This window comes from Comamonas sp. SY3 (assembly GCF_041730275.1).
Taxonomy (GTDB): Bacteria; Pseudomonadota; Gammaproteobacteria; order Burkholderiales; family Burkholderiaceae_C; genus Comamonas; species Comamonas sediminis.
Genome location: NZ_JBGTYN010000001.1, coordinates 364107 through 377142 on the forward strand (window position 1 = coordinate 364107; position 13036 = coordinate 377142).

Sequence of the window (13036 nt, forward strand, 5' to 3'; positions counted from 1 at the left end):
TCAGCAGGCGTTCTTGTGGATGAAGCCGTCGCGCATGATCAGCTTGATCGCCGTGTCATGCCGGGTCAGCACCGATACATCCTCCAGCGGGTTGCCATCGACCAGCAGCAAATCGGCATAGGCGCTCTCCACCACTTCGCCCAGCAGGCCTTCGTGGTTCAGAATCTCGGCGCCGATGAGCGTTGCCTGCTGCACCACCTTGGCATGGCCCAGCACCTTAGCGCGCAGCACCAGTTCGTCCGATTGCATGTAGTGCGTCTCGCCCAGCAGATCGCTGCCAAAACCCATCTTCACGCCGGCGGCGTCCAGCACTTCCAGCGCCTTGAGGCCGTTGGTGCGCACCTTGGCAATCTTTTGCACCGACTCGTCGGGCAGACCGTACTTGGCGCCGTCGTTGGCCAGGCCTTCGTAGGTGATCAGGGTCGGCACCATGTAGGCACCCTTTTCCTGCATCAGCTTAGCGGTGGGTGCATCGACCAGGTTGCCGTGCTCGATGGTGCGCACGCCGCACTCGATGGCACGGGTGATGGCCTGGGGCGTATAGGCATGGGCCATCACATAGGTGTTCGCATTGTGGGCCTCTTCGACGATGGCGGTCAGCTCCGACACCGAAAAGCCCAGGTTGTTGATCGGATCGTTGGGCGACGCCACACCGCCCGAGGCCATTACCTTGATCTGGGTGGCACCCTTCAGAATCTCTTCGCGCACCGCCAGGCGGCAGGCGTCAACGCCATCAACCACCTTGCCGATATTGCCGATCTTGTAGGCGCAGGAGCAGGGGTCGAGCGTGTCATTGCGCGCCCGGAAATCGCCATGGCCGCCGGTTTGCGACAGCGCCTTGCCGGCGCAGAACAAGCGCGGGCCGGCCACCTGGCGGGTACGCACGCCTTCGGCCAGCGCCCAGTCGGCACCACCGGCATCGCGCACCGAGGTAAAGCCCCGGTCGATCATGCCCTTCATGATGGGCAGCGCGCGCAGCAGCGCCAGCGCATTGGGCAGATTGGCAACCGCACCCAGGTTGAAGCCCGAGGCCATCACGTGCACGTGGCAGTCGATCAGGCCGGGCATCAGGGTCATCCCCTTGGCATCGATGACGGTGGCATCGGCCACCTCGAAGTCTTCGGCACTGATCTTTTCGATCAGACCGTTGCGCACCCAAATGGTATGAGTAGAAGTCAATACGAGATGCCGGGTGTCGAGAATCTTGGCATTGCGGATCAGGGTGGATTGCATAATCGGATTTGGCGTTCACAGCGCCATGGTTGCCTCTAATGCCCCGAACTCTAGCCAAGCTGCAACAATATGTGGCAATGACATGAGGTCATGCATCTGCCAATTTTTTCTACCGTCATGAGTGGAGCTCATACCCCATGCGCCGTCGCTGCCCCACGATCTCCGAGCTGAACGCCTTCCTGCTGTCGGCGCAGCACCTGTCGTTTTCCAAGGCCGCCAAGGAGCTGTTCGTCACGCAAAGCGCCATCAGCCGCCACATTGCGGGCCTGGAGGCCTACCTGGGCCACCCGCTGTTCATGCGCCGCAGCCATGGGTTGGCGCTGACCCATATCGGCGAGAACTACCTCAAGCTCGTGCGCCCGGCGATGGAATCGCTCGAACGCGCCACCACCCAGGTCATCTCCACCGCGCAGAACGCCCATCTGCTCAGCCTGTCTGTCGCGCCTACCTTTGCGGCCAACTGGCTGTTTCCCCGGCTGGAGAGCTTTCGCGCCAGCAACCCGCACATCGCCATCCACTTTGTGCGCTACAGCACCACCGACAGCGCCGAGACCGGCGATGGCTTCGATGCCTCCATCCAGTACGGCTACGGCGACTGGCCGATTGCCGATGCCCAGTACCTGATCGGACGCGAGACCAGCATCGTCTGCTCGCCCAGCTACCTGCAGCAGCACCCGATCGTGCATTTCAGCGACCTCAAGCAGTGCAGCCTGCTGCAGCACATCGAGCTGCCCACTTCCTGGGACGACTGGTTCACCGCCTACGCGGGCCCCTATGAAGGGGCACGCATCGGCCCCGGCTTCAACCTCTTTACCCTCATCATCCAGGCGGCCATTGGCGGCCTGGGCGTGGCTTTGGTGCCCAGCTGCCTGCTGCAGGAGCCGCTGGCATCGCACAAACTGGTCGAGCCCTTTGGCCAGCGCTTTGAAAGCCCGCTGGGCTACTACCTCTGCGCGCCCACCTGGCGCAGCGACATGGAGAGCTACCAGCGCTTTGGCGAATGGCTGCAGCAGGAATGCCGCCGCCCTCCTACAGCCACTTGATCTGCGGAGGCAGCCTCGCCCCAGCCGCTTGGTTCTATGCTGGTCGCCATCTGCGATCGAAGGAGTTCTCCCATGAAAACCAAGCATTCCGCCTTCAACAAAATTGCCCGCGCCGTCGCCAAGTTCAGTGGCCGGCCGGTGTGCTTTGTCGGTGCTGTCCTGGTGATTGTGTTGTGGGCGGTCAGCGGTCCGTTTTTCGGCTTCAATGATACCTGGCAGCTGGTGATCAACACCGGCACAACCATCGTCACCTTCTTGATGGTGTTCCTGATCCAGTCCACCCAGAACAGCGACACCGAGGCCATGCAGATCAAACTGGATGAACTGATCCGCGCCATCGAGCCGGCCCGCAACTGCATGCTGTCGCTCGAAGAGCTGGACGAAGAGGAGCTGGACGCCTTGCGCAAGGAGTTCGACATCCTGGCCGAAAAAGCGCGCCAGAAACAGGATGCACAGCAGCATCCCAGCGCTGGCTGATATCCCCGCCCTGCGCTACGCAGGGCGGTGAGCGGCCTGCATTCAGCGCTTCCGCTGCGCGCATGGGCCGCGGCCCATGCAAAGCCTGGGCGTCTCAGCGCTTGTGCTTGTTCTTTGCCCCACCCTGGCGCGCCTTGAAGCGGGGGTTGGACTTGCAAATGACATAGATGCGGCCACGCCGCTTGACCACCTGGCAATCACGGTGGCGCTTCTTGGCTTCCTTGAGGGACGACAGAACTTGCATGCAGTGCTTCTCCAAAACGGCAACAGATGCTTAAATGATAATGCATTCTCATTATCAATTCAAGCATCCGTGGCTTGGAACAAGCAAGCGCCACCAGGTGCCTGCGCCAACACCTGGGCCAACACCATGCCGGGTGCAGGCCAACAGGTTGCCAGCGATCCTGCGCCCGTGGTCAGGATGCCCCCACGCTGCCCGTTACCGGCAGCACAATGCCGGAGATATAGCTGGAGCACACCTGCGACGCGAGAAACACATAGGCGGGTGCCAGCTCCTCGGGCTGCGCGGGGCGGCCCATCTGGGTGTCGGCACCAAACTCGCGCAGGTCCTCCGCGTCCTTGTCGGCCGGGTTCAAGGGCGTCCACACGGGGCCAGGAGCCACCGCATTCACGCGGATGCCGCGCTCCATCAGGTTCTGGGCCAGCGCCTTGGTGAACGCATGGATGGCACCCTTGGTTGCGGAGTAGTCCAGCAACTCCTTGCTGCCGCTCAGGCCCGTGACCGAGCCGGTGTTCACGATGGCATCGCCCCGCTGCAGATAAGGAATGCTCGCCTTGACCATGTGGAAGTAGCCAAAGATATTGGTGCGGAAGGTCTCGTCCAGCCGCTCGATGTTCAGGTCTTCAATGTCGGCCGCATGCTGCTGGAATGCCGCGTTGTTGACCAGCACATTGAGCGCACCAAATTTCTTCAGCACCTGCTTGACCGCCTGCTCGCAAAATTGCGGGTCCTGCACATTGCCGGAAATCGCCAGACTCTGCTGGCCCTCCTCCTCGATCAGGCGGCAGGTTTCCTTGGCATCGTCGTGCTCGTTCAGGTAGAGGATCGCCACATTGGCGCCCTCGCGCGCAAACAGCACCGCCACCGCCCGGCCAATGCCCGAGTCTCCGCCGGTGATGACCGCCGTCTTGCCCTCCAGCTTGCCGCTGCCCCGGTAGTTTTCTGCCAGATAGAGCGGCTGCAGATCCAGCGCTTTCTCAAGGCCGGGCTTGGCCAGCTTTTTGCCGGGCATCGGTGGCGTGGGCACCTCATGGCCGGGGCCGGGTGCGGTCTTTTTGCTGGTTTTATCGTCCTTGCTGCTCTTGGCTTTTTTGGACGCTTTGGCCGCCTTGTCCCGCGCGTCGTTTTGGCCTTGCTCTTGCTGGATGCGCTGCTGCGCAGCCACCACTTCCTCGACCGAGCGCTTTTCTGGCGAAGGCTTCTTGCTGACGCTCTTTTTGGATGGGCTGTTGCTGTTGGATGGGCTCATGCTGAAACTCCTTGGATCTTGAACTTTGGAAAAATGAAACGGCATCGCGCAGCGGCAGACCACTGCAACATCAACCTCGACAGCCCTACATGCACTTACCCGCTGACAAGCTTGTCCGACATACGGCCGCCGCACCGCGCAGTACAAAGAAGGCAGAAAGGAGGCCGCCAATGCCAACCCCCACTACGCCCCCTCAGCCGCCGGTGGCGCCACCACCGCCGGATCTGCCCAAGCCCGAGCCCATCGATCCGCCCGACAGCACCTTGCCGATAGAGGAACCCGGGCATGAGCCACCGGTGAAGGATCCGGAACCGGTCTAGACCGGCAACGCAACAGGCCAGCACACCACCCGGTGGCTGGCCTGTTCTTAGTTCTTCTTGGCAGCGGCGTTGCGCTTGCGGGTGGCCGCTGCTTTTTTAGCCGATGCGGATCGTGCCTCGGGGCTGCGGCTGGCGGCGGCTTTCTTGGCGGCTGCCGAGCGCGCGGCTGCGAGCTGCGAGCCCGGCCCTGTCGCCTTGCCCCGGCCGGATCCGGAGCGCTTGCCGCCACCGGTTTCCTTGTTCACCGTGGCCCAGGCGCGTGAGGCAGCCTCGTCTTCCGAGACGCCTTTTTTCTCGTAGCTTTTCTCGATATGGCGAGCCATGCGTTTTTGCTTATCGGTATAAGCGGATTTATCTCCTTGGGGCATCACAAAACTCCTTGGGTGGGTGCAGGCAGGGATGAGGGCGGAGGCGGTATGGGGCGGTCCGTGGTCATGGCCCCATCGCGTTGCCGGGCTCCGTCATTGGGAAGGATCACCATCGGCGGGCGGGCCACCGCCGCCTGGCCGTGGCTTCTTGGGGGTGGTGGGAACGGGCTTCTGGGCCTGGGCCCCTACCAGGGCGAGAAACATGGGGTGCAGGTGGCGCATGGCGTCCTCCAATCGCTGAACAGGCTTTCAGAGTAGCCCTGGCGCACAGCGCTGCCTGTCGGAAAAACGCTTCCCAATACATTGTTCCGCTTCACACATGGCGTAACGGCACTGGGCGTACCCCCGCGCGCTACGCAGACCTACACGGCCTGGCCCCTGCGCTTGCAACACTGGGCTTTTGCCCCATGCTGAATCCAGCCGTGTGCGCCGGTGCGCCAGCGGCTCCACCAGCTGCACCAGGAGAGCCACCATGCCCCAACCCTACGAGCCCAGTCCGTCCCCTGCCCAGCCCCCCATTCCCGGCCAGCCGCAGCCGGCGCCTGGTGAGCCGGGCACGTATGAGCCCAGCCCTTTGCACCCCTACCCGGGCAACCCGCAGCACCCCTATCCCAGCGAGCCGGCACACCCCTACCCCGGCAACCCCGAGCACCCTTACCCCGGCACGCAGCCAGAGCCAGCGCCCGATACGACGACGAGCCAGTCAGTGTGAGTGGATGCAGCGCTGTAGCGGCTGCTGGCTTACTTCTGCGTGGCCTGCAGCAGGTCCAGGCGGCGCTGCACCTGGTCGGCCAGTGCCGTATCGCCCAACGCGCGCGCCAGGCGCTGCTGGTTGATCAGCCAGGCCATCACGGCACGGCGCCAGCCCTGGGCAGAGGCGGTATCGACCGCCTGGGTGACGACCGCCATCGGCACCGGTCCGCGCACCGCCAGCACGCCGGCCGCGACCAGGCGCGAGAGCGGGTCTTCCATAGCGGCCAGCGCAGCGGCTGCTTGCTCAGGCGCCAGCGGCGCCACTGCCTGCTGGGCCTTGGGCAGCAGCGCCACATCGCCAGCAGCCAACTGGCCCTGCAGATAGCGGGCATAGGCCTGCTCGGCATCGGCAGCATCCTGGGCCACGGCCTCAAAGCCCGTGCAAGGGGCAGCCTCCAAGGCAGCTACCTGTGCAGCGCAGCGCGCCAGCTCCAGCCGGGCCAGCAGATCGGGCCGGGCCGTGCGGCTCACCTCGTCACGCGCACGCCGCCATTCGGCCTCCGCCACCCGTTGGTTGCCTGACAGGTAGGCATCGGTCGCGCGTTCGGCAGCACCCTGTTCGTTGACCGCCCAGTCGGGCGCCTTTTTGCCGCTGGCGCAGCCGCCCAGCACAGCGGCGGCCAGCAAGGCTGCGGCCAGGCGGGCGGTGATGGCAATCGCGGCACTCATGGCAGTCGCACCTCGGCATCCTTTTTGGCAAACGGCCATTTGCGGTTCAGCTCGGTCAGCATGCCTTCGACCTTGCGCAGATTGGCCTCCACATCGGCACGCAAATCGCCCAGCTGGCTGGTGGCATCCTTGGCATTGGCGCCCACGGCCTGGGCCTCCACCAGCACCGCATCCACCTTCTTCAGGCTGCCGCGCACATCGCCGAGCACGGCATTGAGTTGCTGCACCGTGGCGCGCACTTCGGGCATCACGCCATCGGCCCCAAACACCTGCTTGTCGGCATTCTTGGCCAGGCCATCGAGGCGCGCCAGCAGCTGGTTGGTGCGGTCCAGGGTCTGCGATATCTTGCGCGCCTCGGCGTCCCCACCCATCACCACGCCCAGCGCGCCGCTGGGGCCGTTGAGCTTGGTGCTCAGGTCACGCAGCTGCTCCAGGGTGCCACCCAAGGCCGAGCCGGCCGAGGTCATCATGTTAAGGTTCTCCAGCAGCTGGCGTGCATTGCTCATCAGCTGCGGCAGCTCGGCCGTCGCATCGCCCGACAGCACCGCGCGCACCGCGCCATCCTCCAGCTGCGGGTCGTCCAGAATGCCCGAATAGGCCTTGATCGTCGTGCCCCCCACCAGGCCCTTAACCAGCGTGAACACGCTGCTGCTGCGCAACCAGTGCGCATCTTTCTCGGGCACATCCACATGGATGCGCACCGTGCCATCGGGCGCCAGCTCGATCTTGCTGACCTTGCCAATCGCAAAGCCGGAGAAAGTCATGTCCAGACCGATGGAGACACCCTCGGAATCATCGGCCGTCAGGATCAGCGACTGCTTGGGCTCGAAGACGCCGCGCGCATACATCAGATAAAAGGCCGAGCCCAGGATCAGCAGCAGGGTAAACAGCAGCAATGCCCCGGCCTTGCGCTCCAGATGCGGCACCGGCGTCAGGCCATCGACGGCCACCCCATCGACCACCGCCGCACGCCGTGCAGAGGCGGCAGAAGACGGCGGCGCAGGGCGGTCGGCAGAGTCGTGGGGTTCTGGTATTTGCATGTACCGCGATCTTACCCGGGCTGGCTGTCAGCTTCAAAAGAAAGCTGCAGGGGGTTGTTTTGAAAGGCAGACACTCACTTTCCAGCCCAGTCGCCCACGGCTTGCCCGGCGTTTGTTACACATTGCCGCTGCGCTAGCTCTTATACTGTACATATATACAGTTATTTGCCATGCCCAAACTCGATGCCCTGTCCTTGCCGCCCGCGGTGAACGCCCAGCTCTGGCGGGGCGATCACATGGTGCGCGCGCCGATGGCGGGCATCCCCACCGGCTGGGATGCACTCGATGCCGAGCTGCCTGGCAAGGGCTGGCCCAGCCAGTGCCTGACCGAGGTGCTGCAGCCCCAGGCCGGCACCTTGGAGTGGCGCCTGACCGGCCGAGGCCTGCAGCAGTGCCCAGCGCACAAGCCCGTCATCGCGCTGGGCCCGCCACTGCCGCCCCACGCCAGCGGGCTGGCCCAGAGCGGCCTGGCGCCCGGGCAGCTGGTATGGATACACAGCAGCCGCCCGCAAGACCAGCTCTGGGCGCTGGAGCAACTGCTCAAAGCCAATGCCGCAGCGGCCTTGCTGGCCTGGCTGCCCCAGGTGCAGCCCGAGCAGATACGCCGCCTGCAAATCAGTGCCCAGCAGTTTGAAGGGCCCGTCTTTGTCTTTCGACCCGAGAGCAGCCAGCACCAGGCCTCCGCCGCCCCGTTGCGGCTGCTGGTGCGCAGCAGCCAGCCGTGGTCACTGCAGCTGCAGCTGCTCAAACGCCGGGGCCCCGTGCACCAGGGCACGCTGGAGCTGCCTGCCGTGCCACCCAGCCTGCAAGCCGTGCTGCCCGCCCGGCTGTGGCCTGGCACCGTGCCGCTGCCCCAACCGGCCACCGCTGCCGTTTCCGTTTCATCCTCCAACACTGCCCTTAGCTTGCCATACCATGACACCGATCTGGGCCGCCCTGCTGCCCCACTTCCCCTGTCCCGCAGCCAGCGCGCGCGCCAGTCCAGCCTGCTCCACTGAAGCTGCCCACGCCACGCCCTTGGCCGATATGCAAGGCCTGGCGCTGTGGGCGCAGCAGTTCACGCCGCGCCTGGCCTGCGTGCCATCGGACACGGTTTTTGGCGATGCACTGGTGCTGGAGCTGTCGGCCAGCGAGCGCCTGTTTGGCGGCCGCCAGCCACTGGCCCGGCGCTTGCTGCGCGAGAGCCGCGAGCTGGGCGTGCAAGCCATCAGTTGGGCCCCCACCAGCCTGGCCGCGATTGCGCTGGCGCGCTGCGGTATCCGCCACGGCATGGGCCAGCCGCTGCCGCAGGTGCTGGCCCCTTTGCCGCTGCATGCCATCGATGCGGTGGCCCGGCATGCCGAGCTGCTGAGCCAGCTGGGCTGCCAGAGCCTGGGCGCCGTCCATGCACTGCCCCGGGGGGCGCTGGCCCGGCGCATGGATACCGGCATCCTGACCGCCCTCGACCAGGCCCATGGCCTGCTGCCCGACCGCTACTCCTGGATCAGCCTGCCTGCCCGTTTCGATGCCCGGCTGGAGCTGCCCATGCGCATCGACCAGGCCGATGCGCTGATGCAGGGTGCGCGCCACCTGCTGCTGCAGCTGTGCGGCTGGCTGGCGGCGCAGCGCGCAGGCGTGCGCAGCTTCCGGCTGCGCTGGTGCCACGATGCGATGCGCTCCCGCCATGTGGGCGATGGCGGCGAGCTGACCATCCACACCGCCAGCACCACGCGCGACCTGCAGCACCTGTGCCGCCTGCTGCAGGAGCACCTGGCCCATGTGGAACTGCAAGCCCCGGTGGGCGAGTTGAGCCTGCATGCCGATACGCCCGAAGCGCTGCAAGAGCGCAGCGCCAGCCTGCTGCCTGACAAAACCGCCGATGGCGAAAGCCTGGAGCAGGTGCTGGAACGCATCACCGCCCGCCTGGGTGCCGACCAGGTGCAGCGCCCGCTGCTGCGGCCCGACCACCGCCCCGAGTGGCAGGTGCAGTGGCTGCCCGCGCAACCCGCCACCAAGGCCAAGGCCGCCCCACCCGCTGCACAGCCCCATGTACCACTCCATGTGCCGCCCCTTGCCCAACCCAGCTTCTTGCTGCCCACGCCGCTGCAACTGCTGCAGGACAAGCAGAGCCGGCCGCTCTACCACGGCCCCTTGCAATTGCTGCTCGGCCCGCAACGCATTGAAGGCGGCTGGTGGCACCGCAGCCCCGGCTTTTTGCCGGTGAGCGATGCGGATGGAGACACCCACACCGACGAGGCTGCCCCCGATATCGATCACAGCAAAGACCCGCCCAAGCCCGCCCCCATCACCCAAACCGCCCACACCGCGCTGCGCGATTACTGGGTCGCCCACAGCCCGCATGCCGGCTTGCTGTGGATTTTCCACACCCGCTTGTCCGCCAACAGTGGCGCCTGGTTTTTGCATGGCCGCTTTGCCTGAGCAGCGCCGCACCCGTCTAGAGCCATGGCCACGCGTCCCACCCTCACCATCCCCCACTACGCCGAGCTGTGGTGCCTGAGCAATTTCAGCTTTCTGCGCGGCGCCAGCCACCCGCATGAGCTGGTCGAGCGCGCCCACGCCCAGGGCTACCGCGCGCTGGCCCTGACCGATGAATGCTCGCTCGCCGGCATCGTGCGTGCCCATGTCGCCGCGCGTGACTGCGGGCTGCCGCTGATCGTCGGCGCGCAGTTCGAGGTGCAGCCCAGCGATACGGCCGCACCCGCTTTCACCTTGGTGGCACTGGCCTGCAACCTGCATGGCTACGGCAACCTCTGCGCCCTCATCACCCAGCTGCGGCGCAAATCGCCCAAGGGCAGCTATGCGCTGGCGCAATCGGCCATCCACCCGCGCGCGCTGCAAGACTGCCTGCTGCTGCTGGCTCTCAGCCGCCAGGCCAGCCCAGCGCAAATCCAGGCCCAGGCCGCCTGGCTGCAGCAGCACTTTGCCGGCCGCTGCTGGCTGGCCGTGCAGCTGGACCGCAGCCTGGGCGACGAGGCCTGGCTGGCGCAGATGCGCGCAGCGGGCAGCAGCAGCGGCGCGCCGCTGGTAGCCGCCGGCAATGTGCACATGCATGTGCGCTCGCGCAAGCCCATGCAGGATGTGCTGACCGCCATCCGCCTGCGCACACCGCTGACCGACTGCGGCTACGCGCTGCAGCCCAATGCCGAGCAGCACCTGCGCAGCCGGCTGCGGCTGGCGCAGATGTACCCGCCCGATCTGCTGGAGGCCAGCTTGGGCATTGCAGCGCGCTGCCAGTTCTCGCTGACCGAGCTGCGCTACCAGTACCCCGACGAGGTGGTGCCACCCCAGCTCACACCGGCGGCCTACCTGCGCCAGCTCAGCTACGAAGGGGCGGCCCGCCGCTGGCCGCAAGGCACGCCGCCGAAAGTGCAGGCCACCCTGGAGAAAGAGCTGGCTCTCATCTCCGAGCTGCAGTACGAGCACTACTTTCTGACCGTCTACGACATCGTGCGCTTTGCCCGCAGCAAGGACATCCTCTGCCAGGGCCGGGGCTCGGCCGCCAACTCGGCGGTCTGCTATTGCCTGCACATCACCGAGGTCGATCCAGACAAGACCCGGGTGCTGTTCGAGCGCTTCATCAGCAAGGAGCGCAACGAGCCGCCCGATATCGATGTGGACTTCGAGCATGCCCGGCGCGAAGAGGTCATCCAGTACCTGTACAAGAAATACGGCCTGCACCGCGCCGGCCTCACCGCCGTGGTCATCCGCTACCGGCGCAAATCCGCGATCCGCGATGTGGCCAAGGCGCTGGGCTTTGCACTGCCCAGCATTGACCTGCTGGCACGCGACCATTCGCGCTGGGACGACGAGCTGCTGCGGACCGAAGCGCTGGCCCAGTGCGGCCTGCAGGCGGGCGACCTGGCCGTGCGCCAGCTGCAGGAGCTGGTCGAAACCCTGCGCGATTTTCCGCGCCACCTGTCCCAGCATGTGGGCGGCTTTGTGCTCACCCGGGGCCCGCTCTCGCGCATCGTGCCGATCGAGCGCGCCAGCATGGAGAACCGCACCGTCATCCAGTGGGACAAGGACGACCTCGATGCCGTCGGCCTGCTCAAGGTCGATGTGCTGGCGCTGGGCATGCTGACCGCGCTGCAAAAAATGCTGCACCTGGTGGGCGCACGCCAGGGCCGCAGCTTTGCGCTGGGCGATATCCCGCACGGCGACGAACCCACCTACGACATGATCTGCGCGGCCGACACGATCGGCGTCTTCCAGATCGAGAGCCGCGCCCAGATGAGCATGCTGCCACGCTTGCGGCCGCGAAAGTTCTACGACCTGGTGATCGAGGTCGCGCTGGTGCGGCCCGGCCCCATCCAGGGCGGCATGGTCCACCCCTATCTGCGCCGCCGCCAGGGGCTGGAGAAAGTGCAGTACGAAAGCGAGCTGCTGCGCCCGGCGCTTGAGCGCACCCTGGGCGTGCCCATCTTCCAGGAGCAGGTGATGCAGATCGCCATCGATGCGGCCGGCTTCAGCGCCGGCGAGGCCGACCAGCTGCGCCGCTCGATGGCGGCCTGGCGCCGCACCGGCAATCTGCAAAAGTACTACGACAAGATCATCAACGGCATGACCGGCAACGGCTACTCGCAGGCCTTTGCCGAGTCGATCTTTCAGCAGATCCAGGGCTTTTCGGAATACGGTTTCCCTGAAAGCCATGCCGCCAGCTTTGCGATCCTGGTGTACTTCAGCGCCTGGATCAAATGCCACTACCCGGCCGAGTTTCTGGTGGCCATGATCAACAGCCAGCCGCTGGGCTTTTACAGCAACAGCCAGCTGATCCAGGATGCCAAGCGCCATGGCGTGCAGGTACTGCCCGTCGATGTGATGCACAGCGGCATGGACTGCAGCACCGAGCCTTCCAGCGGCCCCTATCCCGCCGTGCGCCTGGGTCTGCGCCTGGTCAAACAGCTGCAGCAGACGCAGGCCGCGCGCCTGCTGCAGGCCCGCGAAGCCGCCCCCTTTGTCAGCGCCCAGGACCTGGCACGCCGCGCCCAGCTTGATGCCCCGGCGATGAAGTACCTGGCCGCCGCCGACGCACTGGCCAGCCTCGAAGGCCACCGCCGCAACCAGCTCTGGCAGGCCTCTGCGCCGCTGCACCACAGCCGCCTGCTGCGCGCCGCCCCCATCGACGAAGACGAACTACAGTTGCCCGCCGCCAGCGAGCAGGAAGACATCCACTGGGACTATGCCGCACTGGGCCTGAGCCTGCGCCGCCACCCCATGGCCTTGCTGCGCGAGCGCCTGCAGCGCCACCGCTTCCAAACCCAGGCAGAGCTGCGCGAAGCTCGCGACGGCAGCTGGGTGCGCGCCTGCGGCATCGTCACCCTGCGCCAGCAGCCGCCCACCGCCAAAGGCGTCATCTTCATCACCTTGGAAGACGAAACCGGCAACCTGCAAGTCATCTGCTGGCCCCACCTGCGCAGCGCCCAGCGCGACGCGCTGCTGCACGCCCAGTTCCTGGCCGTGCAAGGCCGCTGGCAGCGCAGCGGTGAGGTCGGCAACCTGATCGCGCACCAGCTGCGGGATGTGTCGGATTGGTTTGACAGCCTGCGGATTCGGAGCCGGGATTTTCGGTGAGTATTTTTTAATAATGCATGCGGCATCCCACCGCATATTTTCATCTTGACGACGTACAACGGTATTGAGAAA

Annotated in this window: 14 protein-coding genes; 7 read left to right on the forward strand and 7 right to left on the reverse strand. The window is 65.7% G+C overall.

Annotated features, from left to right (window positions below):
• Positions 1-1233 carry an amidohydrolase family protein gene (locus tag ACCQ08_RS01585; RefSeq protein ID WP_373448655.1) on the reverse strand — a complete coding sequence of 411 codons (1233 nt, stop codon included), beginning with the start codon at positions 1231-1233 and terminating at the stop codon, positions 1-3.
• Between the two features lie 137 nt (positions 1234-1370).
• Between ACCQ08_RS01585 and ACCQ08_RS01590 the strand changes: the two genes are divergently transcribed.
• Complete coding sequence (locus ACCQ08_RS01590) at positions 1371-2276, forward strand: LysR substrate-binding domain-containing protein (RefSeq protein ID WP_312409910.1); 906 nt, start codon at positions 1371-1373, stop codon at positions 2274-2276.
• A 72-nt stretch (positions 2277-2348) separates the two neighbouring features.
• Positions 2349-2753: a low affinity iron permease family protein gene (locus ACCQ08_RS01595; RefSeq protein ID WP_239811280.1), complete on the forward strand. Its 405-nt coding sequence runs from the start codon at positions 2349-2351 to the stop codon at positions 2751-2753.
• Positions 2754-2847: 94 nt separating this feature from the next.
• Here the strand turns inward: ACCQ08_RS01595 and ykgO are convergent, their stop codons facing one another.
• Both ykgO and ACCQ08_RS01605 read right to left on the reverse strand, forming a co-directional pair.
• Positions 2848-2997, reverse strand: coding sequence for a type B 50S ribosomal protein L36 (ykgO, locus tag ACCQ08_RS01600; RefSeq protein WP_116925897.1), 150 nt, complete (start codon positions 2995-2997; stop codon positions 2848-2850).
• A gap of 172 nt (positions 2998-3169) precedes the next feature.
• Positions 3170-4243: an SDR family oxidoreductase gene (locus ACCQ08_RS01605; RefSeq protein WP_373448656.1), complete on the reverse strand. Its 1074-nt coding sequence runs from the start codon at positions 4241-4243 to the stop codon at positions 3170-3172.
• A 170-nt stretch (positions 4244-4413) separates the two neighbouring features.
• Between ACCQ08_RS01605 and ACCQ08_RS01610 the strand changes: the two genes are divergently transcribed.
• Positions 4414-4563, forward strand: a complete 150-nt coding sequence (locus tag ACCQ08_RS01610) for a hypothetical protein (protein WP_165841178.1) — start codon at positions 4414-4416, stop codon at positions 4561-4563.
• 47 nt (positions 4564-4610) lie between these two features.
• On the opposite strand, the gene ACCQ08_RS01615 is transcribed toward ACCQ08_RS01610, so the two are convergent.
• Positions 4611-4886, reverse strand: coding sequence for a plasmid stabilization protein (locus ACCQ08_RS01615; RefSeq protein ID WP_312834279.1), 276 nt, complete (start codon positions 4884-4886; stop codon positions 4611-4613).
• 138 nt (positions 4887-5024) lie between these two features.
• Positions 5025-5153 (reverse strand): hypothetical protein, encoded by a 129-nt coding sequence (locus ACCQ08_RS01620; protein WP_256460959.1) that lies wholly within the window; start codon positions 5151-5153, stop codon positions 5025-5027.
• Positions 5154-5403: 250 nt separating this feature from the next.
• On the opposite strand from ACCQ08_RS01620, the gene ACCQ08_RS01625 reads away from it, so the two are divergent.
• Positions 5404-5643, forward strand: coding sequence for a hypothetical protein (locus tag ACCQ08_RS01625; protein ID WP_239811277.1), 240 nt, complete (start codon positions 5404-5406; stop codon positions 5641-5643).
• A gap of 29 nt (positions 5644-5672) precedes the next feature.
• Here ACCQ08_RS01625 and ACCQ08_RS01630 read toward each other — a convergent pair whose 3' ends face one another.
• Positions 5673-6353, reverse strand: coding sequence for a hypothetical protein (locus tag ACCQ08_RS01630; RefSeq protein WP_373448657.1), 681 nt, complete (start codon positions 6351-6353; stop codon positions 5673-5675).
• Positions 6350-7393, reverse strand: coding sequence for an MlaD family protein (locus ACCQ08_RS01635; protein WP_239811275.1), 1044 nt, complete (start codon positions 7391-7393; stop codon positions 6350-6352). The genes ACCQ08_RS01630 and ACCQ08_RS01635 overlap by 4 nt, the downstream gene beginning before the upstream one ends.
• A 170-nt stretch (positions 7394-7563) precedes the next feature.
• Between ACCQ08_RS01635 and imuA the strand changes: the two genes are divergently transcribed.
• Genes imuA through ACCQ08_RS01650 form a run of 3 tightly spaced genes read left to right on the forward strand, consistent with a single transcriptional unit; the run spans position 7564 to position 12964 of the window.
• Positions 7564-8391 carry a translesion DNA synthesis-associated protein ImuA gene (gene imuA, locus ACCQ08_RS01640; protein ID WP_373448658.1) on the forward strand — a complete coding sequence of 276 codons (828 nt, stop codon included), beginning with the start codon at positions 7564-7566 and terminating at the stop codon, positions 8389-8391.
• Positions 8309-9811 carry a DNA polymerase Y family protein gene (locus ACCQ08_RS01645; protein ID WP_373448659.1) on the forward strand — a complete coding sequence of 501 codons (1503 nt, stop codon included), beginning with the start codon at positions 8309-8311 and terminating at the stop codon, positions 9809-9811. Before imuA ends, ACCQ08_RS01645 begins: the two co-directional genes overlap by 83 nt.
• Positions 9812-9835: 24 nt before the next feature.
• Positions 9836-12964, forward strand: coding sequence for an error-prone DNA polymerase (locus ACCQ08_RS01650; RefSeq protein WP_373448660.1), 3129 nt, complete (start codon positions 9836-9838; stop codon positions 12962-12964).
• Positions 12965-13036: the final 72 nt, after the last annotated feature.